Raw genomic sequence first — 18,660 nt, 5'->3', positions numbered from 1 at the left:
AAGAGAGGCGCCTCCCAGGCTGAGAGGCAAGAGCGGGTCATAGTCGTGTGGCCGTGCGGATCAGCCCGGCCAGGGCGAGGGAGCGGCTGTGCGCGGGCCAGGCGATGTGGGTGACGACGGGGGGCGCGTCGGCCAAGGGGACGGCGGCGTGCTCGGCCCATAGCCATGCGCGGGCGGACTCGGGGAAGACGGCCACGGTGCGTCCGAGGGCGATCAACTGGGCCAGCTGCGTCTGGTCGTGGATCTCGGGGCCCGGGCCGGGTGCGGATGTGCCGTGGCGGGACCAGCGGGCGAGCGGAAGATCGGGAATGTCGCTGACGTCGGCCAGAGACAGAGTCGTGCGCGCGGCGAGGGGGTGATCGGCGGGCAGGATGGCGATCTGCCCCTCGGTCAGCAGTTCCTCGCTGTCGAACCCGGCGAGGGAGTTGAACGGCGCGTGCATGAGCGCCACATCGGCGCGGCCGTCGCGCAGCATCTCCTCCTGCTCACACGTGCCGCTCGGGAGCACCTCGATTTCGGCGGCGTCGGGCTCGGCCGCGTAGGCGTCGAGGAGCTTCTGCAGCAGTTCGTGCGACGCGGCGGCTTTCACCGCCAGTACCAGGCGGTTTCGGGAGCCGCCCGGACCGTCGGCGCCGCCGGCGCGACGGGTGCGGCGCGCGGCAGCGGTGGCCGCGTCGAGGGCTGCGCGGCCTTCGTCCAGCAGCACCTCTCCGGCGCCGGTCAGGGAGATGCCGCGGCGGTCGCGTTCCAGCAAGGAGACGCCGAGGCGCCGCTCAAGCTGCTGGATGGCCCGGGACAACGGAGGTTGGGCCATACCGAGGCGCTCGGCGGCGCGACCGAAGTGCAGTTCCTCGGCGACGGCCGTGAAGTACCTCAACTCGCGGGTTTCCAAGGCGTCCACAGCGACAGCATACCTCCGTGATACCTGCCGGGTATTGCAGTGCACCGCATCGGTGTTGGATGCGCCGCTCGTCCGCGAGCGAGGATCGAGGGCATGAGCGAAACGAAGACCGCACTGGTGACCGGCGCGAACAAGGGAATCGGGTACGAGATCGCGGCCGGGCTGGGCGCCCTCGGGTACCGCGTGGCTGTGGGAGCGCGCGACGAGGCCCGGCTCGAAGCCGCCGTCGGGAAGCTGCGCGCCGCCGGGGCGGAGGCGTTCGGGGTGCCGCTGGACGTGACCGGCGACCAGAGTGTCGCCGATGCCGTGGAACTGGTCGAACGGCAGGCCGGGCGCCTGGACGTGCTGGTCAACAACGCCGGTATCTCAGGAGAGACGGGATCGGGGTGGGGGCAGGACCCGACCACGCTCGACCTCGACGTGGTCCGCACGGTCGTGGAGACCAACGTCATCGGTGTCATCCGGGTGACCAACGCGATGCTGCCGCTGCTGCGGCGCGCGACATCGCCCCGCATCGTCAACGTCTCCAGTTCCGTCGCCTCCCTCACCCGGCAGGCGGACCCGGCCGTCGACGTCGGTCCCGTCATGGCGGCCTACGCGCCGTCGAAGTCCTACCTCAACGCGGTCACCGTGCAGTACGCCCGGCAGTTCGCCGATACGAACATCCTGATCAACGCCGCCTGCCCGGGTCTGGTCGCGACCGACTTCACCGGCTTCCGCGGGCCCCGCACTCCTGAGCAGGGCGCAGCGACAGCGATCCGGCTCGCCACGCTGCCCGACGAGGGCCCGACCGGTTCGTTCGTCGAGGACGCCGGCGCCATCCCCTGGTGACCGGGGACCCGTCGAGAGCATGCTGCGAGGCCCGGCCGCGGCTCGACGCGACCGCGGAGACCGAAGCCGGCGGCGGGGAGGGCGGGGAGGAAGTACCGCTCCCCGAATGGCCGTCCTCCGCACGCCGGCCACCCGATCGCACCGCCAGCGGCGTGCCCGCGCGGGCACGCCGCACGGCTGCGGCCGAAGCCGGCGGCTCCGTCTCGGCCCACGTGCTCGAGCCCCACCGGCCGGAACGGGGCATCCGCGCATACGCGGCCGAGCGAACCGGTGCGGGCGTGCGTAATGTGAAACGATCGTGCGATGGAGTACTCAGAGCTGCGCGGAGATCTCGACGTCGAGTTCCACCGCCTGCGCGAGGTGGCGAGCGGCGCCGACCTCGCAGCGGACGTTCCGAGCTGCCCCGACTGGACGCTGGCGGATCTGGTTCGCCACGTGGCCGAGGTCTACCTGCACAAGGCGCAGTGCATCCGCTTCGCCCGCGAGCCCGACCCGTGGCCGCCGGAGGGCATCGAGGACGAGATGCCGATCGCGCTGCTCGACCGGGCCTACGCCGCGCTGGCCGGCGAGCTGGACACCCACTCGCCGACGGAGCGGTCCTATACCTGGTACGACCCGGACCAGAGCGTCGGCTTCTGGTACCGCCGCATGGCGCACGAGACCGTCGTCCACCGGGTCGACGCCGAACTCGCGGCCGGAGTTCCGCTCACCTCGATTCCCGACGATCTCGCGAACGACGGCGTCGACGAGATCCTGGTCGTCATCGCCGAATTCTCCACGGTCTACTGGCCGGACTACTTCTCGGATGCCCTCGCCGGCGCCGACCGCCGCACGGTGCGTCTCAGCACCCCGCAGCGCTCCTGGGACGTCCTGATGACGCGGGAGAACGTACGGGTGCGGGAGTCCGGTCCGGGCGAGCCGACCGCGACGGTTGCGGGTGCGCCGTCGGACGTGCTGCTGTGGCTGTGGGACCGGCGTCCCGACGCACCGGTTCCGCAGGGCGATGCGGACACCCCTGACACGCTGCGGCGGGTGCTGGCGATCGCGACCCGGTGACATCCCGCTCCCGCGGGCCGACCCGAGGAGAACCTGCATGGCATCGCACCCGCGGCCACGCGGGAGGGTCCGGTACGCGTCGTAGTGGGGGCCGGCCGTCACCGGGTCGATCACCGCATCGCTGCACGGGTCGATCATCCTCGGCCTCGCGCCCGGCGATTCCGACGCCGACTTCTTCACCTGGCTGTGGGTCTTCAACGGGGTCATGTTCGCGAGCTGGGGCATCGCCGGCGTGCGGAACCATCACCGGGCTTCCGCGCGCGGGAAGTCCGCGGATCGCTGAGCGCCCCGGAGCCGGTCGGCCAGGTCGGCATGCGTCCGCCGGAGGACGGCACGGCGTGGTGATCGCGAGGTCGTCGACCGCTGCGGCCCCGGCCGGTGAGCGGGGTATGAGGGGACACGCTCCGGACCGGTCAGGAATCGAGAAGCGGCCGCGCACCGCCGCCGCCTAGCGTCAGTGGCATGAAACTGGAGCTCAGGTACTGCAACATCACCGTCACCGACGTGGACGAATCGCTCGCCTTCTACCCCGACACGCTCGGACTCGAGCAACGCTCGGACGTCGGGGCAGGCGTGAACCGCTGGGCGACTCCCGGCAGCGCGACCCGGCCGGGCCTGGAATACGTGCTCTCCGTACCGCGCGCCGGCCGTTCCGAGGCCGACGGCGACGCCCTGCAGGAACTGCTCACCCAGGGTCTCCTGCCGCAGGTCGTCTTCAGCACCGACGATGTCGGCGCGGCCTTCGAGCGGGTGAAGTCCTCCGGAGCCGAGGTGCTGCAGGAGCCCGTCGACCGCCCGTGGGGCGTCCGCGACTCCGCATTCCGCGATCCCTCGGGCAAAACGGTGCGGATCCAGCAGACGACCGGAGCATAGCGCTCGGCCGTTCGAGCGCTGCGCGGCGCCGCCCGGTGCCGCGAGAGGGATGGACCGACTGGAGGCAAGGCATGACACACGAGCAGCAGGAAAGCGGCCGCGGAGGACGCAAGCCCGGTACGCCGGGACCGGTCTCTCGGTGGATACAGCGGAAGATGAACGCCAGGATGGCCCGCAAGGTCCAGAGCGGCCGCGGCCACTTCATGGGCATGGACGTGCTGATCCTGAACACGGTGGGCCGCCGCAGCGAACAGCCGCGCCAGACGCCCCTGGCGTGGTTCGCCGACAGCGACGACGCCTGGTTGATCGTCGCGTCGGGCGGCGGGAGTCGGCACCCGGACTGGCACGCCAACCTGATGGCGCACCCCGACCGGGCGTCGATCGAAATGCCCGGCCGCGGCGCCGTCCCGGTGACGCCGCACCGGCTCGACGGCGCGGACCGCGAGCAGGCGTGGCAGCGCATCACCGCCGCCCAGCCCCGATACGAGAAGTACCAAGCCAAGTCCGACCGCCGATACCCGGTGATCCGACTCACCCCGCGGTGACCGCACAGCTCCTCAATCGCAGTTCAGCGGATCAACGCCCAGCCACACCGGCGGACCCCGCTCGACGGGTCCGCCTCTGCCGGTTCGCGGGAGGGGTGCCGGCCGCACCGGGCGTCGCTCCGGTGTGGTCGGGTAGGCACTCGACGCCCCCGGCGGTAAGGAGGCCCCGTGGCGCCGAAACGGCGGATCACCACCAGAGGCGAGTACGCCGGTGTCTGGGCCATGGTGGTCCTCACCACGACCGTCGCCCTGTGGCACGCGAGCGTCACCGTGCGCCTGTGGCTCGACGGCTCGAAGGTGGAGATCCTCCACTGGGGGCCCATTGTCAGCATGTCCCTGTTCGCCGTCTGGGGCATCGCCCACGTGCTGCGGTACCACCGGGCCTCTCCGGACCTGCCGGAGGAAGAGGCCTCACCCGCCATATGGGCTCCGCGCGAGCGCTGACCGCTGCATCCCGGTACACGGGTTCCGGGCTGCGTTCCCGCGGAGCCTACGGGCGGCGCATGCGGCGAAGCGTGGATGCCAGTGTCCAGCCGTAGACGACGTGTGCTGCCGCGAGGGTGGTCGTGCGGCCGGGGCTGTCCTGCGTCAGTGGCGGAAGGGCGCCGACCTTGGGAGCCCAGCCCTGGTAGCCGACGAACATGACGGCGAGCGCGTAGGCGACCCCCAGGCTCCGGGCCGGCCTGCGGCGCCCGGTAACGGTTCCGAAAAGGGCTCCCGTTGCGATTCCGAAGCCCAGGTGAGCCGCCCCCGTAGCCGCGTTCTCACCGGTGCGGGGCTTCTCGGAGCGGCCCCGGCCGGGCAGGTGGGCTCGAACCATGTGCTTGGGCGGGTGCCGGTGCGACGCCTGGCGGCTCCCCGCCTCGAAAACCGTCGTCATCGCCCCGGTCGCGAGTGCTCCCGCCACTGCGCCCTGCAAGGCCGGTCGGATCAGCATGGAAACCCCTCTCGGCACTGCGTCCCGTTCCCCGATCACTACCGGTCCCGGACGGCGGCAAACATCCGCCGGGCCATGGCCGCCGTTTCGGGGCGCACGCGTCAGCGGAACGGCTTCGTCGCCGTTTCCGCTTCCTCGACTCCCATGCCCGTGCCCGCGAGGTCCTGGCGGATCGGGAGCACCGGGGTGGAGCGGGCGGCGTCGCCTGGCCTCGAAGGCCGACGACGGGTATTTCCCGGCGACGACTGCAGCCGCATCCGGCATCCCCGCTCGGAGCGCCGCTTCGCCCTGTGTGCGGACGATCGCGCCGATACACTGGCTGCTCCGGCGGCGTCGCCCCTCTCACCGCGGCGCCGGATGCCTGCCTGCGGATCAAGCACGAACCGTCCGCCCTCGCCCCTCTGCACAGGGAGACCACCGCATGCACGACAGCGACTCCGCCGCCGCCGATTCGGCCGCGCCCTTTCCTCCCGAGATCGATCTGACCCGCCCTTCCATCGCGCGGATGTACGACGCCGGGATCGGCGGCAAGGACAACTTCGAAGTGGACCGCGAAGCCGCCATCGCGCTGGAGGAACTGGTACCGGGGACCTTCGCGATGGCCCGCGCCAACCGCGCCTACCTGTCGCGTGCCGTCGACTATGTCGCCCGCTCCGGGGTGCGCCAGTACATCGACCTCGGATCCGGCCTGCCGACCATGGAGAACACCCATGAGATCGCACAGCGCCACCATCCCGATGCCGGTGTGGTCTACGTCGACAACGATCCCATCGTCCTCGCCCACGGCCGGGCGCTGCTCGCCGAGAACGAGTCGACGACGGTGATCACCTCCGACCTGTGCGACGTCGACCGGGTGCTGGACGACGAGGCCACACGGCGCATCGTCGACTTCGACGAACCCGTGTGCGTGATGCTGGTGTCACTGCTGCACTGCATCCCCGACGCCAAGGACCCCTTCGGCGTCGTCCGCGCCTACTTCGAACGGTTGCCGCCCGGGTCCTGCCTGGTCTTCAGCCACATCGTCTCCGACGACGAGGAGGCGGCGCGCTCCTTCACCGACCGCGTGCACTCATCCGGTGCCGAGTGGGGCCGGGTGCGCGCTCCCGAGGAGGCGGCGCAGGCGTTCGAGGGCATGCGCCTGGTCTCACCGGCGGAGAACGACGGTTTTCCCGCGGTCGCCGTCGACTGCTCGACGTGGCGGGCGCCCGGGACGGAGCCCCAGCGCCGCCCGGCCGACCCGCAGGTCCTCATCTGGGAGCACGCCGGAGTCGCCTACACCTGATTCCGGGAGGGTCCGGCGGCGCACGTCGTCTCCTGCTGTCACTCCCGGAATCTGGCGGCCAGGGCGCGCAGCGCGCGGACGCAGCGGGTGTGCCGGGCGGAACTGCCGCGCTTACAGCCGCTCCATGACGTGCGTGAACTCGTCGGGGGTGAGGACTCCGCGGTCGCGCAGGGTGCGCACGAGTTCGGACGAGGGCACCTGCGGCAGCGGATCGGCGGGCGCCTGCGGTTGCGGCGGGTACTGCTCGAAACTCGCCGGCGGGGGCGCGCCGGCCTGCCCCGACGGCGGCGGCCCGCCCGCGATGGCGCTGTCGACCGCGTCCGCCATCGCCTTGCCGTCCTCCTTGATCACCTTGTCGATCCCGGCCTCGGCGCCGGAGGCGCGGACGGTGATCTCACCCGACATGATGCCGCTCTGCCACTGCACCGACGAGATCTCCTGCAGGCGGAACGTCTCCGCGGCCCCGGGCCCCCACGCCTCGCTGATGAACAGCAGCCGCAGGTTCGTCAGGGCGAGCAGCCCTGTGACCTCGGCATACCGCCCTCCCGCGAGGAGGGCGACCTGCTCGCCTTCCCCGAGGTGGTCGGCAAGCGCGCGGATCTCCCAGCTCGGCCGGTAACTCATCCGCTCCCGCGCCGCATGGATGTCCGGGCGCAGTTCCTCGTCGTCCATGGTGTGGCTCCTCATGAAGTGGGGGGATGCGGGCAAGGTTACACACACCGGGCCCGGCCCCCCGCTCGCATCCCCGCGGCCCGCGTGGAAGACGAAGGGCGGCGCCGCCGCGCGCCCCGGCGGCGCCGCGGCCCGCACGCGACCGGGTGGCCCGGTCCAGACGCCCGTCATCTGCGGTTTCACCGGAACATGTGCGCGGCCCCCCGGCGGAATGCCAAGGTTTTCGCATGTCACAGGTCCACATCATCGAACGGTCGGAGTGGGGGGCACGCGCTCCGCGCGGCCGGGACCACGTCTCGTGGGACGCCCGCACGGAGTTCGTCGTCCACCACTCCGCCGGGCCCACCACGCAGACGGTCCGCTCAATCCAGGACTTCCACATGGACGGCCGCGGCTGGTCCGACATCGGCTACAACCTGCTCGTCGACGACGCCGGAAACGCCTATGAGGGGCGCGGGTGGGAGATGGTCGGCGCGCACGCGATCAGCCACAACACCTCGGGGATCGGTGTCTGCTACATCGGCCAGGACAGTCCGACCTCCGCCGCGAAGGCCGCCATCCGCGCGCTCTACGACGAAGCCGGCGCCCGCGCCGGTCGGCGGCTGGAGCCCAAGGGCCACCGCGACGTCAACGAAACCAGCTGCCCGGGCGACAACCTGCACACCTGGGTCCACAACGGCATGCCCGCGGACGGGCTCGGAGGAGACGACGACATGTCCCTGATCAACCTGCGCAAGGGCGACGGCGAGTCCACGGGCAAGAAGGAGCACGTGGTCGCACTGCAGGCCCTGGTCCTCAAGGCGGGCGGCGACCTGCCCGGGTACGGGGCCGACGGCGAGTACGGAGACGAGACCGCCGAGGCGCTGCGCCGGGTCCGCGCCGGTGTGGGTAGCGAGGCCAAACAGGGGTGGGGCGACCGCGTCAGCGGGTGGGCCTACGCCCAGCTGATGCAGGCTGTGGCCCGCCACCAGGACTGATTCCCACCGCGCTGAGGCGCCCGCGGATCGACAGCGCCGCTCCGTCCCCGCCGACCCCCACCGTGCCGCCGGGGGCGGTGCGGTGCGGGCCGACCGGGCGGCGGGAAACACAGCCGTTCCGCGGGTGCCCGGCGGGAGCGCGTGGGAGGACCGGTCCGCTCGCGGTCCCGCGGGCGGACCGGCACGTCCATCGCGCGGGTTTCGCCACGATCCCGGGCCGGATCCGGCAGAATCCGCGCGATAGACAGCCCCGGCGGGCCATACCGGGTACACGGGCGCACTTCCGTAGGCGCACCGACCAACCGGGGCCGAATTACCCGATTCGTACCCGCGCCACCGCCCGTCGTGGCGCTCCGGTCCTGCGAGTATGACGTGCGCTCATCGGCACGCACGGACGACGGGCCGGAGCGAGTCACTCGAACAGCGAGTCGTGGCCCGGTCCCCGCTGCCGGCGCCGCCGCAGGACGACGACGATGTCGATCACGCCCACGACCGCGAGCGCCCACAGGACGATCGCCAGGACGGTGAAGTCGATCGCCCACGCGGTCGCGCCCAGGCCGACGCAGAGGGCGATGCCCAGTGCGGCCAGGACCAGACGCAGGTTCAACGCGCTGTAGGGGCGTTCGAGGCTGCCTTTGGGGGGCTTGTTCTGTCGGCGACGTATCATCGGTTCCTCCTGCACGCGCCGCTACCCGCTGCGACGGCCGCGATACGGGTGCGCGCCCCCTTCGGCGAGCGGTTCACCTCACACGCCGCTGGAGTGGGTATCGGGCTCGCGCGGAGCCGCATCGGTTCGGCGCAGCGGTGTCGGCCCGTTGGTGCGGTCGTCATGGACGAACGCGTCGTAGCGCCGCCCGCGGCCGCGGTCCACCTTCGGCACGGCCCGGCACGACGCTCCTTCCATTGACACCGCCGCCCGCGGTCATGCGTCAGGGGGCGAAAAGGATCGCGGCCGCAGCGCTGCCGCCCAGGCGACCGCCGCGCCGGTCGGCCCGCCGCTCCGGGCGGCTGTGCTTAGAGTGGGTGGCATGCTGCTGGAGGAACTGGCCGCCGAGGCGCAGGGGATGGCGACACGGGCCGCGTCGCGGGAGTTTCTGGGACTCGCCGGCCCGCCGGGGGCCGGCAAGTCGGCACTGGCGCGGTACCTGGTGCACGAGGTCTGCGAAGGGCTGGGGCGGGGCGCTGCGGCGTATCTGCCGATGGACGGGTTCCACCTGTCCAACGCGCAGCTCGACCGGCTCGGCCGCCGCGATCGCAAAGGGGCACCCGACACCTTCGACGTGCGCGGCTACCTGGCGCTGCTGCGCCGCCTGCACTCCGTGGGCGCCAGCTCTGTGTACGCGCCGGACTTCGACCGCACCCTCGACGAGCCCATCGCGGCCCGGCTGGCGATCGCTCCCGGCGTCCGCCTGGTGGTGACCGAGGGCAACTACCTCGCCGAGGACTCCCCGCTGTGGCGCGAGGTCCGCGCGCTGATGACCGACATCTGGTACGTCGAGGCCGACGACGAGATCAGGGAAGCCCGGCTGATCCAGCGCCAGCTCGACGGCGGCCGCACCCCCGAGGACGCACGGGAATGGGTGCGGCGCAGCGACCGCGCCAACGGGGAGATCGTCAAACCCACCCGCGAGAACTGCTCCCGCATCGTGCGGCTGCAGGAGAGCCCGCAGCTGCGGTGAACGCGGACGCCGGCGCACCGCCGGCGTTCCCGTCCCGCTCCGGAGCGGCGCCGAACCGGTCTCCGGAACCGAACCGCTGTCGGCGGTCCAGCGCCGCACCCGTGAACAGCCGCACCGGCCTTTGTGAGCGCCACCTGCGATTTCCCGTCGACGCCATCAGGCGCCACCGCGAGATGGCGGCGTACCCGCACAAGTACGCCCCGCCGCTGTGGACCTGCGAGTACCGGCCCCCGCCGCGCTTCGGCGGCTCGCGTCCCGTGCATCGGGTCTCCTCGGTCCGGTCACTACCGATTTCGGCCAGGCTCCTGAGCCCGGTTCCGGTCGCCGGTATGCCGCACGGTCCGGAGCGCCCGGGCCTGTGCGTCGGCCGGCTTGGCGACGAGGGCTGAACGTTCGGCTGCCAGCCGCTCCAGGCAGGCGTCGACCTAGGCAGGCTTCGGTCGCGCCGTGGCCGCCCCTCGGAGCCGATGACGGGACGTTTCCATCCCTTTACACAGCGCTTCCGCTCCTTTAAGGTCCGTCGGTAAATGGGAGCGCTCCCAGTCCCCCAGGAGCCTCCTTGTCCACGGGGGCCGCTGCAACGCCAAAGGACTTCGTGCAATGTTCCGAAAATCCGTGCGCCCGCTCGTCGGCGCCGCGCTCGTCATGGCCGCGGCGGTGGCGGCCGGCCCAACGCCCGCTTCGGCCGCAGAGTCGGAGTTCTACGTCAATCCGGACATGGCCTCGGCCCAATGGGTCCGCGACAACCCGCAGGACTCGCGTGCCGACGTCATCGCGAACCGCGTCGCCGACGTCCCGCAGGGCACCTGGTTCACCTCATACAACCCGAACGAGGTCCAAGGCCAGGTGGACGCGCTGGTCGGATCCGCCGAATCGGCGGGCAAGACCCCGATCATGGTCGTCTACAACATCCCCAACCGCGACTGCAGCAACCACAGCGGAGGCGGCGCGCCCGACCACTCCTCCTACCGCGACTGGGTCGACCAGGTCGCCGCCGGACTCAACGGCCGCCCGGCCACGATCGTCGTGGAGCCCGACGTCCTGTCGCTGATGGACAGCTGCATGGATCAGAGCCAGCAGAACCATGTCATGGACTCCATCGCCTACGCGGGCAAGACCCTCATGGCCGGCTCCTCGCAGGCGCGGGTCTACTTCGACGCCGGCCACTCCGGCTGGCACTCCCCCGGCGAGATCGCCTCGCGGCTCAACGGCGCCGACATCGCCAACAGCGCCCACGGCATCGCCACCAACACGTCCAACTACAACTGGACCGACGACGAGGTCTCCTACACCCGGCAGATCATCGACGCCACCGGCCACTCCGGCCTGCGCGCGGTCGTCGACACCAGCCGCAACGGCAACGGCCCGCAGGGCTCGGAATGGTGCGACCCCGAGGGTCGCGCGATCGGCACCGAAAGCACCACGAACACGGGCAGCTCCCACGTCGACGCGTTCCTGTGGGTGAAGCTGCCGGGTGAGGCCGACGGCTGCGCCGCGGGCGCCGGCGAATTCGTGCCGCAGCTCGCCTACGACATGGCGGTGGCCGCGGACCCCGAGCCGGACCCGGAGCCCAGCCCCGATCCCGAGCCCACACCCGACCCGGAGCCCACTCCTGAGCCCGGCGAGGGATGCGAGGCCGCGTACTCGGTGGCCAACGAGTGGTCCGACGGCTTCCAGGCCGAGGTCACGGTGACCGCCGGGGCCGATCTCGACGGCTGGGAGGTGGCCATCGACTTCCCGGACGGCCAGGGGATCGAGCAGGCGTGGAACGCGGAGGTCTCCGGCAGCGGAGGGGCCTACACGGCAAGCGACGTCAGCCACAACGGCTCCCTGTCGGCCGGTGAGAGCACCGGGTTCGGGTTCACCGGTACGCACAGCGGCGCCAACGGCGAGCCCGAGCTGACCTGCTCCGCGGCTTAGCCGATACCCGCCCGCGGGGGCACAGGTTCCGCAGAGATGTGGGGAGGGCGCGGTCCGCGCCCTCCCCACATCCGCGTGTGCGGTACAACCGAGCGGGACAGGCCCCGGTCAGCTCTCCTCGAAGTCGTCGCGCTCGGTGCCGGTCTGCTCCATCGCGTCCTCCAGCTCGGCCTCGATCTCCCGCCGAGTGTCGGGCCCCCGCTCGCTCTCGTCTTTCTCGTCCGGAAGGAGCTGGTCGGTGTCCTGAGTCTTCTTTCCGGACTCCTCGGGCATCGTCATAGGACTCTCCTTGGGTGTCGTGCGGCGGGTGAGCCGCTACCCGCGCCCCTACGGGATCACACGGGCGCCGCGCGCTCCCCCGAGCCGCCGCGGCGGCGGCTGACCTGCGCCGACGGGTGCACCGAAGGGAATCACACCCGGGAATCCCGCAGCGGGCGGAGCCAGGAGCCGACGAGGACGATCATGACGAGGACCACCAGCAGCAGCGCTGCGGGCACATGCAGGGCGAGCATGACGTGGCTGCCGAAGTAGGCCTGGGCGAAGCCGGTGCCGAAGGCCGCGGCGCTGACGACGGCGGGCCAGGCGGGGCCGTTGCCCGGGCGCATGAGCAGGACCGCGGCCAGCACCTGCGCACCGCCTGCGACGTGCACCGCGAGGGCCGTACCCGCATGCAGCGGCAGTGCCGAGAGTTCCTCCCCCAGTAGCTCCTGCATCAGCAGGTGGCCCGCAGTGAGGAACTCCACCGCGATCAGCGCCGCCTGAATCAGGGCGGTGATGCGCAGCGCCCACAGGTAGGGCGACGCGGATTGCTGTTGGACCACGCTGCTGCCTCCGGTGCCCGACGACCCCGGGCCGCCGTGCCCGGCGGCCCGGAGCGCATGCTACTCATCCCGCACGCGGTGCCGGACATCCACACCCTGTGGAAAACCCGGCGGGTTCCGGGGGCCAGGTCAGCGGGCGAAGGAGATCTCCACACGGCGGTTCTCGGCGCGCCCGTCCGGGTTGTCCTCGCCGTCGACCTCGTTGGGCGCCACCGTGTCCGCCGAACCGTGCCCGGCCGTCTCGAAGGTGATGTCGGCGCCCTCGATCAGCGAGGCGAGCTCTTGCTCGACCGCCTCGGCCCGGTCCTCGGACAGGGAGCGGTTGTAGGACTCCTCGCCCTTGGAATCGGTGTAGCCGTCGACGCTGACCGTCCTGCCCGGCGCATCGTCCTGAAGGATCTCGGCGGTGTCCTCCAGCGTCTGCTGGGCGTCGCCGCTGAGTTCGGCCTCGTCGAACGCGAAGAGGACGTCGGCGTCCAGAGTGACGATCCGCTCCTCGGCGTTCTCGGAGTCGGTCATGGAGCCGTCCTCGGTGGACGTGCTCAAGGTGAGCTCGTCCACGCCCGCCGCGAGGTCCTGAGCGGGGAGGGTGAGGTCGCGGACCGGGGCGGAGTCGACCTCGGTGCCCGCCTGCTCGGGTACGTACTCCTCCGCGGCGGCCGAAGCCGGGACGGCGGCGAGCGCCGCAGCGAGAGCGCCGGCCGCGGCCGCGGCGCTAGCTGAGCGGGACATCGTTGAAGGTCCCGGCGCGGGGGATGCGCACGCCCATCGTCTCGACGCCCTCCGGAGGGGCCGCGAAGGTCGCACTCAGCAGCGCGGAGTCGTCCGGGTACAGCGTGATGCCCTTGAGACCCGAGGAGCATACGCAGCGGTCGTCCCCGTCGCGGGCGACGGTGTGCACCTTCGCGTTGCCCGGGTCGATCAGTTCCACGGTCGACAACTCGTCGTCGAGCACGGAGGGCGGAGTCAGAAACGCCAGGTTGGGGTCGCTGCCGCTGTCGTTGGTGCGGGTGACGGAGAGGGTGAGTTCGACGGTCTCCCCGCGGCGGGCCAGTTCGTGAATCGCGATGTGCATGTCCGCGCCGCTGGCGCTGATGTCCTGGCTGGCGAGGGTCTCGCGGGACTCGCTCTCGCCGGGCTCGACTTGGCCGGCGTTCACCGGATCCTGGGCCCCGCCCGCGTTTCCGCCGCCGTCCGCGCCGTTCTCCCCACCGCCGAACAGCCCGCAGCCCGTGAGGAGGAGCACGCCGACGACAGCGACGAGCGGAATACGTATCGCCCTGGGGGGATAAGCCATATCCCGCACCGTAGCGATGCGGCCCCGAGTTGGGGGGCGTCGCCGCCGACGCGGGGTGGCCGGGTCCGGCCTGATTCACCGCGTCCGGATCTCCGCGCAGGTATTCGACTACTCGATCCGAATCCGGACCCCGCCGCCGACGGCCGATGCACGACCGAATCTCCTCCCGAGCGCCCGGCGTCCGGGGCTCGACTCGGTTATCTCCTCCCCCTGCCGGAGGCGGACCCGGCACCCTTCGGCCCCGCGTCCGCGGGGCGGCGGGACCAGAAGGAGGCGACCGCGGCACCGGAGATGTTGTGCCAGACGGAGAACAGCGCCGCAGGCAGTGCGGCCAGCGGCGCGAAGTGCGCGGTGGCCAGCGCGGCGGACAGCCCCGAATTCTGCATGCCGACCTCGATGGAGGCCGCGCGCCGCGACGACTCCGGCAGCCGCAGCACCTTGCCCGCCGTGTACCCCAGGGTCAGACCGAAGAGGTTGTGCAGGATCACGGCGAGCACCACCAGGGCGCCGGTGGACATCAGCGCGTCGGCGTTGGCGCCCACCACGGCGAACACCACGATCATGATCCCCGCGACCGAGATGAGCGGCAGCAGCGGAAGCACCTTCTCCACGGCACGGGACAGCAGGGCCCGCACCACGATGCCCAGCACGACCGGCACCAGCACCACCTGCAGGATCGACACCAGCAGGTCGCCGGCGTCGACCGGCAGCGTGGGACCGGCCAGCCACAGCACCAGCAGCGGGGTGAGGAAGGGGGCCAGCAGGGTGGAGACCGACGTCATGGCCACCGACAGCGCGACATCGCCGCGGGCCAGATAGACGATGACGTTGGAGGCCGTGCCTCCGGGCGCGGCGCCGACCAGCACCATGCCGACCAGCAGCAGCGGGGGCAGTTGCAGCAGCTCCGCCAGCGCCCAGCCGGCCACCGGCATGATCGTGAACTGGGCGACCAGTCCGAGCAGGACCGCCTGCGGCCGGACCAGGACGAGCTTGAAGTCGGCGGGCCGCAGGGTGAGGCCCATGCCGAACATGATGACCCCGAGCAGCGCGCTGATCCAGGGGGTGAGCTGGGCCGCCTGGTCGGGGACGAGCAGGCCCAGCAGCGCACTCGCGAGAATGAACAGGCCGAACCAGCGTCCCGCGAACGCCGCGGCCGTGGCCAGAGTTCTCATGGCCGACATTCCAGCACCCCGGGCCCCGAACGCCAACACCGGGGCCGCCGCAGCGGGTGGCGGCGAGAACGCGGTCGGTACCGCACGCGGCTGCGAAACCGCAGCCGGTCGGTCCCGGTTCAGCCGATCTCGGCGGCCGCCTCGCGCAGCGTGGAGAGCGCTGCCGTGATGGCAGGGCGGCGTGCGGCGTCCGTGCGCCAGAACGCGAACACCTGGCGGGCCAGCGCCGGCTGCACCGGCACCAGCCGCACCCCCTCGGGCACCGGGCCCAACCCGAGCCGCGGTATCACCGCCGCGCCCAGCCCCACGGTGATCATGGCCAGCTTGGTCTGGTGCTCCTCGACGCTGTGGGCGATCGTCGGCTCGACGCCGCGGGCACGCAGCACCCCGTGCAGCCAGTCGTGGCAGATGGACCCCTTGCCCCAGCTGATCCACGGTTCGCCGACGACCTCGTCGAGCTCCAGCAGCTCCCGGTGGGCCAGCGGGTGGTTCACCGGCAGCGCGACGTCGGCGACGTCCTGCATGATCGGGGCTTTGACCATGGACTTGGGCAGTTCGATGGGAGCGCCCTCCCAGTCGACGGCCAGCGCCATGTCCGCGTCGCCGCGGGCCACGGCCGGGATGCTGTCGTCGGGCTCCAGCTCGCTCAGCTGCACCCGCAGCTTCGGGTGCTGCTGCGCCAGGAGGCCCAGCGCAGGGGTGACCAGGCCGCGCGCACCCGAGGCGAACGACGCGAGCTCCAGCGTCCCGCTGATCTCGCCGCGGTGGGACTCCAGCGCCGCCTCGGCCTGCTGCACCAGGGAGAGGATCTGCCCGGTGTGCTCGACGAGGATCTGCGCCGCCTCGGTCAGCCGCACGCCGCGGCCGTTGCGCTCCACCAGCGCCTGACCGACCTCGCGCTCCAGCTTCGACAGCTGCTGGGAGACGGCCGAGCTGGTGACGTGCAGCGCTTCGGCGGCCCCGTTGAGGGACCCGTTGGCCGCGATCGCGTGCAGGATCCGCATCCGGTCGACGCTCAGCATGTAAGGAAGCCTAATAGGCGCCCGAATCCTCTATGAAGCCGCGCTAACACCCGGGTCCGCGACCGCACGCCGGGAGGCGGGCGGCGATGGCGGGCGCCGACCGGCGCGCCCGGCCCCTATCCGGAGCTGAACGGCAGGTTCCGGTAGGTGTGCTGGACGCTGACCCAATGGTCGCGGGTGAACTCCTCGATGGCCCACTCCCCGCCGAACCGGCCGATGCCCGACGCCTTCTCACCGCCGAACGCGGTGTTGGGCTCGTCGTTGACCGTCGTGTCGTTGACGTGGGTCATGCCCGCCTCCACACGCTGCGCGAAGCGGACGCCCCGTTCGGCATCACCGGTGTAGACGGCGCTGGAGAGGCCGTACTCGGTCGCGTCGGCCAACTGGAGCGCGTGCTCCTCGCCGCGTGCCCGCACCACCGTGGACACCGGACCGAACACCTCCTCCGCGGCCGTGGCGACGTCGTTGCCGCCCAGCACCAGGTGCGGAGGGATCACCCGCCCGGCCGGCCCTGTCGGCTCCCCCGACAGCACCAGTTCGGCGCCGTCGTCCACGGCCCGGGAGATCTTGTCGAGGATGTCGTCGCGCTGGCTGTCGTTGACGACCGGACCGATCTGCGTCTGCGGGTCGGAGGGATCGCCGACGCGCAGACCGCGGACGCGCTCGGTCAGCCTGTCCACGAAATCGTCGTGGACCGCGTCGTCGACGATCACCCTGTTGGTTGCCATGCAGATCTGGCCCTGGTGATAGTAGGACCCGAACAGGGCGGCCTCGACGGCGCGCTCCACATCGGCGTCGTCGAGGACCACCAGCGGCCCGTTGCCGCCCAGTTCCAGCGCCCGCCGCTTCAGCGGCGCCTTGGCGGCGATGCTCTCGCCCACGGGAGTCGACCCGGTGAACGAGATGAGCCGGGATGTCTCGTGGGTCACGAGGGGGTCGCCGATCTCGCTGCTCTTGCCGATGACGACGCTGAGCAGGCCGGGCGGCAGACCCGCCTCCTCATAGATCCGGGCGAGCAGGGTCCCGCCCGTCACCGGCGTGTCGCCGGCGGGCTTGAGCACTACAGCGTTGCCCAGTGCGAGCGCGGGCGCCAGCGAGCGGTGCGAGAGCTGCATCGGAAAGTTCCACGGGCTGATGACCGATACGACGCCCAGCGGTTGGCGGTACACCCGGTTCTCCTTGCCGGGCACCGTGCCGGGCAGGATGCGCCCGGACACCCGCGCGGGGTAGGAGACCACCTCGGCCATGCCCGCGCGCACCAGCCCCCATTCGAACTCGGCACGCTCGCGGATGCCGCCGGTCTCGGCCACCAGCCAGTCGACGATCTCGTCCTTGCGCGCGTCCATGACCGCCATCGCGCGCAGGAACAGCTCCGCGCGCTCGGGCGCCGGGGTGTCGGCCCAGGAGCGCTGCGCCTCCTGCGCGGCGCCGAAGGAGCGTTCGACGTCGCCGGCGTCGGCGAGCCCGAACTCGGCCACGGGCCGGTCGTCGTAGGGATTCACATCGGTGGCCGTGGTGCCGGAGCTCCCGGGGCGCCATGCGCCGCCGAGCGGCATCCGGTCCGACACGGTATAGGGATCCGGCAGCTGACCTGCGGGCATGAGGTGCTCCTCGGAGCGATGCAGAGGCTGTCGAGGCCGCGCCTACCCCCGTCTGGAGGCTGAAAACGAGCCGGAAACGCGCCGAAGCGTCCGCCGTACCGGGAAGCTCAGCGGCGGTCCGCCGGAGGCGTCGGTCCCGCCCGGGTGAAGGCTGTGGGAAAGGCGGCCCAGGTGACCATCGGTCCGAACGACGCATCACCGGGCCTCGGGGAATCGAAGCCGGCGCTAACGGGGGGACTCATGTCATCGCGCAGGGACGATGAGGGGGCTTCGGCAGGCAGGCGGCCCCACTCCTTGCTCAGTGCCGCGGCCAGGAAGAGGCCGCGGCCGCGGTCCCACCGGCAGTCCGCTCCGGGCGCCATCACACGCGCGACGGTCTCGGGCCGGGCTGCGAGAGGGCCGTCGTCGACCACTTCCAGGTGGATCGTGCCGTAGACGAGCCCGACCAGGCTGACGAACACCGAACCGCCGGGGCGCCCCGAAGCCGAGTGCCGGATCGCGTTGCTGAAGAACTCGCTCAGCACGAGCTCGACCGCGTCGGCCGCGTCGGGGAACGACCGCAGCAGCACGCGCGCCCAGATCCGGGCCTCGCGGCACTGGTCGGCCCGGCCGGGAAAGGTGTGTCCGGCGGTGAGCGTGTACAGGTTCGTCTCGCCCCGCCCCATCAGGCCACCGCCGAGAGGCGGGCGCCGGCACCGGGTTCGGCCCGGGGCCCACGGGCGCGCGGGCGACGGTCGAGCAGGGCGGTCACCGTCGCGCGGGCCCCGCACAGAAACCGCGCGGCGAGGTCGGGGCGCTCAGCCGGGGCGTGCTCGTGCCCGCCCCACAGCAGGCACCAGCGCTCGCCGACCTGCACGGCGACCACGGCGACGCGGCGCCCGCCGCGGACGGTGTAGAGAACGGGGTGGTCGGACTCGGCGAGCGCGATGAGAGCCGGAGCACCGAGCTTGCGCAGCTCGGCAGCGAGGGAGGCGAGGAGGGAGCGGCGCGTCGCCCCTGTGTGTGTACTGAAAGGCATGGTGGAGACCTCCGGTCGGATTCCCGAGCACACCGTCGTCTCGGCGTGCCAGACTC

The 18,660-nt window shown here is 71.8% G+C and carries 23 protein-coding genes; 9 read left to right on the top strand and 14 right to left on the bottom strand.

Translation table 11 applies throughout. From position 1 onward, the window contains the following. Positions 1-37 precede the first annotated feature (37 nt). Entirely contained in the window at positions 38-901 is an 864-nt protein-coding gene (locus tag LP52_RS15965) for a LysR family transcriptional regulator (RefSeq protein ID WP_040274575.1), read from the bottom strand. Positions 902-994: 93 nt separating this feature from the next. On the opposite strand from LP52_RS15965, the gene LP52_RS15960 reads away from it, so the two are divergent. The 5 genes from LP52_RS15960 (at position 995) to LP52_RS15940 (ending at position 4,650) form a co-directional block, all read left to right on the top strand. After that, positions 995-1,732: an SDR family oxidoreductase gene (locus LP52_RS15960; RefSeq protein WP_040274573.1), complete on the top strand. Its 738-nt coding sequence runs from the start codon at positions 995-997 to the stop codon at positions 1,730-1,732. Between the two features lie 303 nt (positions 1,733-2,035). After that, on the top strand, positions 2,036-2,788 hold the full coding sequence (locus LP52_RS15955; RefSeq protein WP_040274571.1) for a maleylpyruvate isomerase family mycothiol-dependent enzyme: 753 nt from the start codon (positions 2,036-2,038) through the stop codon (positions 2,786-2,788). Between the two features lie 462 nt (positions 2,789-3,250). Further along, positions 3,251-3,661, top strand: coding sequence for a VOC family protein (locus tag LP52_RS15950; RefSeq protein ID WP_040274570.1), 411 nt, complete (start codon positions 3,251-3,253; stop codon positions 3,659-3,661). Between the two features lie 155 nt (positions 3,662-3,816). Beyond that, positions 3,817-4,206 carry a nitroreductase family deazaflavin-dependent oxidoreductase gene (locus LP52_RS15945; protein WP_238580943.1) on the top strand — a complete coding sequence of 130 codons (390 nt, stop codon included), beginning with the start codon at positions 3,817-3,819 and terminating at the stop codon, positions 4,204-4,206. A gap of 168 nt (positions 4,207-4,374) precedes the next feature. Continuing rightward, positions 4,375-4,650, top strand: a complete 276-nt coding sequence (locus LP52_RS15940; protein ID WP_040274566.1) for a hypothetical protein — start codon at positions 4,375-4,377, stop codon at positions 4,648-4,650. Between the two features lie 46 nt (positions 4,651-4,696). Here the strand turns inward: LP52_RS15940 and LP52_RS15935 are convergent, their stop codons facing one another. Further along, positions 4,697-5,143, bottom strand: a complete 447-nt coding sequence (locus LP52_RS15935) for a hypothetical protein (protein ID WP_040274565.1) — start codon at positions 5,141-5,143, stop codon at positions 4,697-4,699. Positions 5,144-5,564: 421 nt separating this feature from the next. On the opposite strand from LP52_RS15935, the gene LP52_RS15930 reads away from it, so the two are divergent. Continuing rightward, positions 5,565-6,425 (top strand): SAM-dependent methyltransferase, encoded by an 861-nt coding sequence (locus tag LP52_RS15930; RefSeq protein ID WP_052809914.1) that lies wholly within the window; start codon positions 5,565-5,567, stop codon positions 6,423-6,425. Positions 6,426-6,536: 111 nt separating this feature from the next. On the opposite strand, the gene LP52_RS25845 is transcribed toward LP52_RS15930, so the two are convergent. Next, entirely contained in the window at positions 6,537-7,097 is a 561-nt protein-coding gene (locus LP52_RS25845) for a PH domain-containing protein (protein ID WP_052809913.1), read from the bottom strand. 227 nt (positions 7,098-7,324) lie between these two features. On the opposite strand from LP52_RS25845, the gene LP52_RS15920 reads away from it, so the two are divergent. Beyond that, positions 7,325-8,074 carry an N-acetylmuramoyl-L-alanine amidase gene (locus LP52_RS15920; protein WP_040274563.1) on the top strand — a complete coding sequence of 250 codons (750 nt, stop codon included), beginning with the start codon at positions 7,325-7,327 and terminating at the stop codon, positions 8,072-8,074. Between the two features lie 412 nt (positions 8,075-8,486). Here LP52_RS15920 and LP52_RS15915 read toward each other — a convergent pair whose 3' ends face one another. Together LP52_RS15915 and LP52_RS28770 are read right to left on the bottom strand one after the other, a co-directional pair. Continuing rightward, the gene (locus LP52_RS15915; protein WP_052809912.1) at positions 8,487-8,741 is read right to left on the bottom strand and encodes a DUF6343 family protein; all 255 of its coding nucleotides are present in this window, start codon (positions 8,739-8,741) and stop codon (positions 8,487-8,489) included. A 78-nt stretch (positions 8,742-8,819) separates the two neighbouring features. Further along, positions 8,820-8,954 (bottom strand): hypothetical protein, encoded by a 135-nt coding sequence (locus LP52_RS28770; protein WP_274518821.1) that lies wholly within the window; start codon positions 8,952-8,954, stop codon positions 8,820-8,822. 151 nt (positions 8,955-9,105) lie between these two features. On the opposite strand from LP52_RS28770, the gene LP52_RS15910 reads away from it, so the two are divergent. Then, positions 9,106-9,753, top strand: coding sequence for a nucleoside/nucleotide kinase family protein (locus LP52_RS15910; protein WP_040274604.1), 648 nt, complete (start codon positions 9,106-9,108; stop codon positions 9,751-9,753). A 600-nt stretch (positions 9,754-10,353) separates the two neighbouring features. Next, positions 10,354-11,673, top strand: a complete 1,320-nt coding sequence (locus LP52_RS15905) for a glycoside hydrolase family 6 protein (protein WP_040274562.1) — start codon at positions 10,354-10,356, stop codon at positions 11,671-11,673. Between the two features lie 108 nt (positions 11,674-11,781). On the opposite strand, the gene LP52_RS27780 is transcribed toward LP52_RS15905, so the two are convergent. From LP52_RS27780 to LP52_RS15865, 9 genes are all read right to left on the bottom strand, one after another. Beyond that, a complete protein-coding gene (locus LP52_RS27780; protein WP_169775377.1) occupies positions 11,782-11,952 on the bottom strand; it encodes a hypothetical protein in 171 nt (56 codons plus the stop codon). A 131-nt stretch (positions 11,953-12,083) separates the two neighbouring features. Next, positions 12,084-12,494: a hypothetical protein gene (locus LP52_RS15900; protein ID WP_040274561.1), complete on the bottom strand. Its 411-nt coding sequence runs from the start codon at positions 12,492-12,494 to the stop codon at positions 12,084-12,086. 129 nt (positions 12,495-12,623) lie between these two features. Next, positions 12,624-13,226: an OmpA family protein gene (locus tag LP52_RS15895; RefSeq protein ID WP_040274559.1), complete on the bottom strand. Its 603-nt coding sequence runs from the start codon at positions 13,224-13,226 to the stop codon at positions 12,624-12,626. Continuing rightward, positions 13,210-13,791: a hypothetical protein gene (locus tag LP52_RS15890; RefSeq protein ID WP_040274558.1), complete on the bottom strand. Its 582-nt coding sequence runs from the start codon at positions 13,789-13,791 to the stop codon at positions 13,210-13,212. The genes LP52_RS15895 and LP52_RS15890 overlap by 17 nt, the downstream gene beginning before the upstream one ends. 197 nt (positions 13,792-13,988) lie before the next feature. Then, positions 13,989-14,963: a bile acid:sodium symporter family protein gene (locus LP52_RS15885; protein WP_040274556.1), complete on the bottom strand. Its 975-nt coding sequence runs from the start codon at positions 14,961-14,963 to the stop codon at positions 13,989-13,991. A 119-nt stretch (positions 14,964-15,082) separates the two neighbouring features. Further along, positions 15,083-15,985, bottom strand: coding sequence for a LysR family transcriptional regulator (locus LP52_RS15880; protein ID WP_040274554.1), 903 nt, complete (start codon positions 15,983-15,985; stop codon positions 15,083-15,085). A 116-nt stretch (positions 15,986-16,101) separates the two neighbouring features. Next, positions 16,102-17,586 carry an aldehyde dehydrogenase family protein gene (locus tag LP52_RS15875; RefSeq protein WP_040274552.1) on the bottom strand — a complete coding sequence of 495 codons (1,485 nt, stop codon included), beginning with the start codon at positions 17,584-17,586 and terminating at the stop codon, positions 16,102-16,104. Positions 17,587-17,693: 107 nt separating this feature from the next. Then, the gene (locus tag LP52_RS15870; RefSeq protein ID WP_084723242.1) at positions 17,694-18,251 is read right to left on the bottom strand and encodes an ATP-binding protein; all 558 of its coding nucleotides are present in this window, start codon (positions 18,249-18,251) and stop codon (positions 17,694-17,696) included. Beyond that, positions 18,251-18,604 carry a hypothetical protein gene (locus LP52_RS15865; RefSeq protein WP_040274550.1) on the bottom strand — a complete coding sequence of 118 codons (354 nt, stop codon included), beginning with the start codon at positions 18,602-18,604 and terminating at the stop codon, positions 18,251-18,253. Before LP52_RS15865 ends, LP52_RS15870 begins: the two co-directional genes overlap by 1 nt. Between the last annotated feature and the right edge of the window lie 56 nt (positions 18,605-18,660).

It is taken from the genome of Streptomonospora alba (genome assembly GCF_000826685.1).
GTDB lineage: Bacteria > Actinomycetota > Actinomycetes > Streptosporangiales > Streptosporangiaceae > Streptomonospora > Streptomonospora alba.
This window is presented reverse-complemented; position numbering and strand designations above follow the sequence as displayed.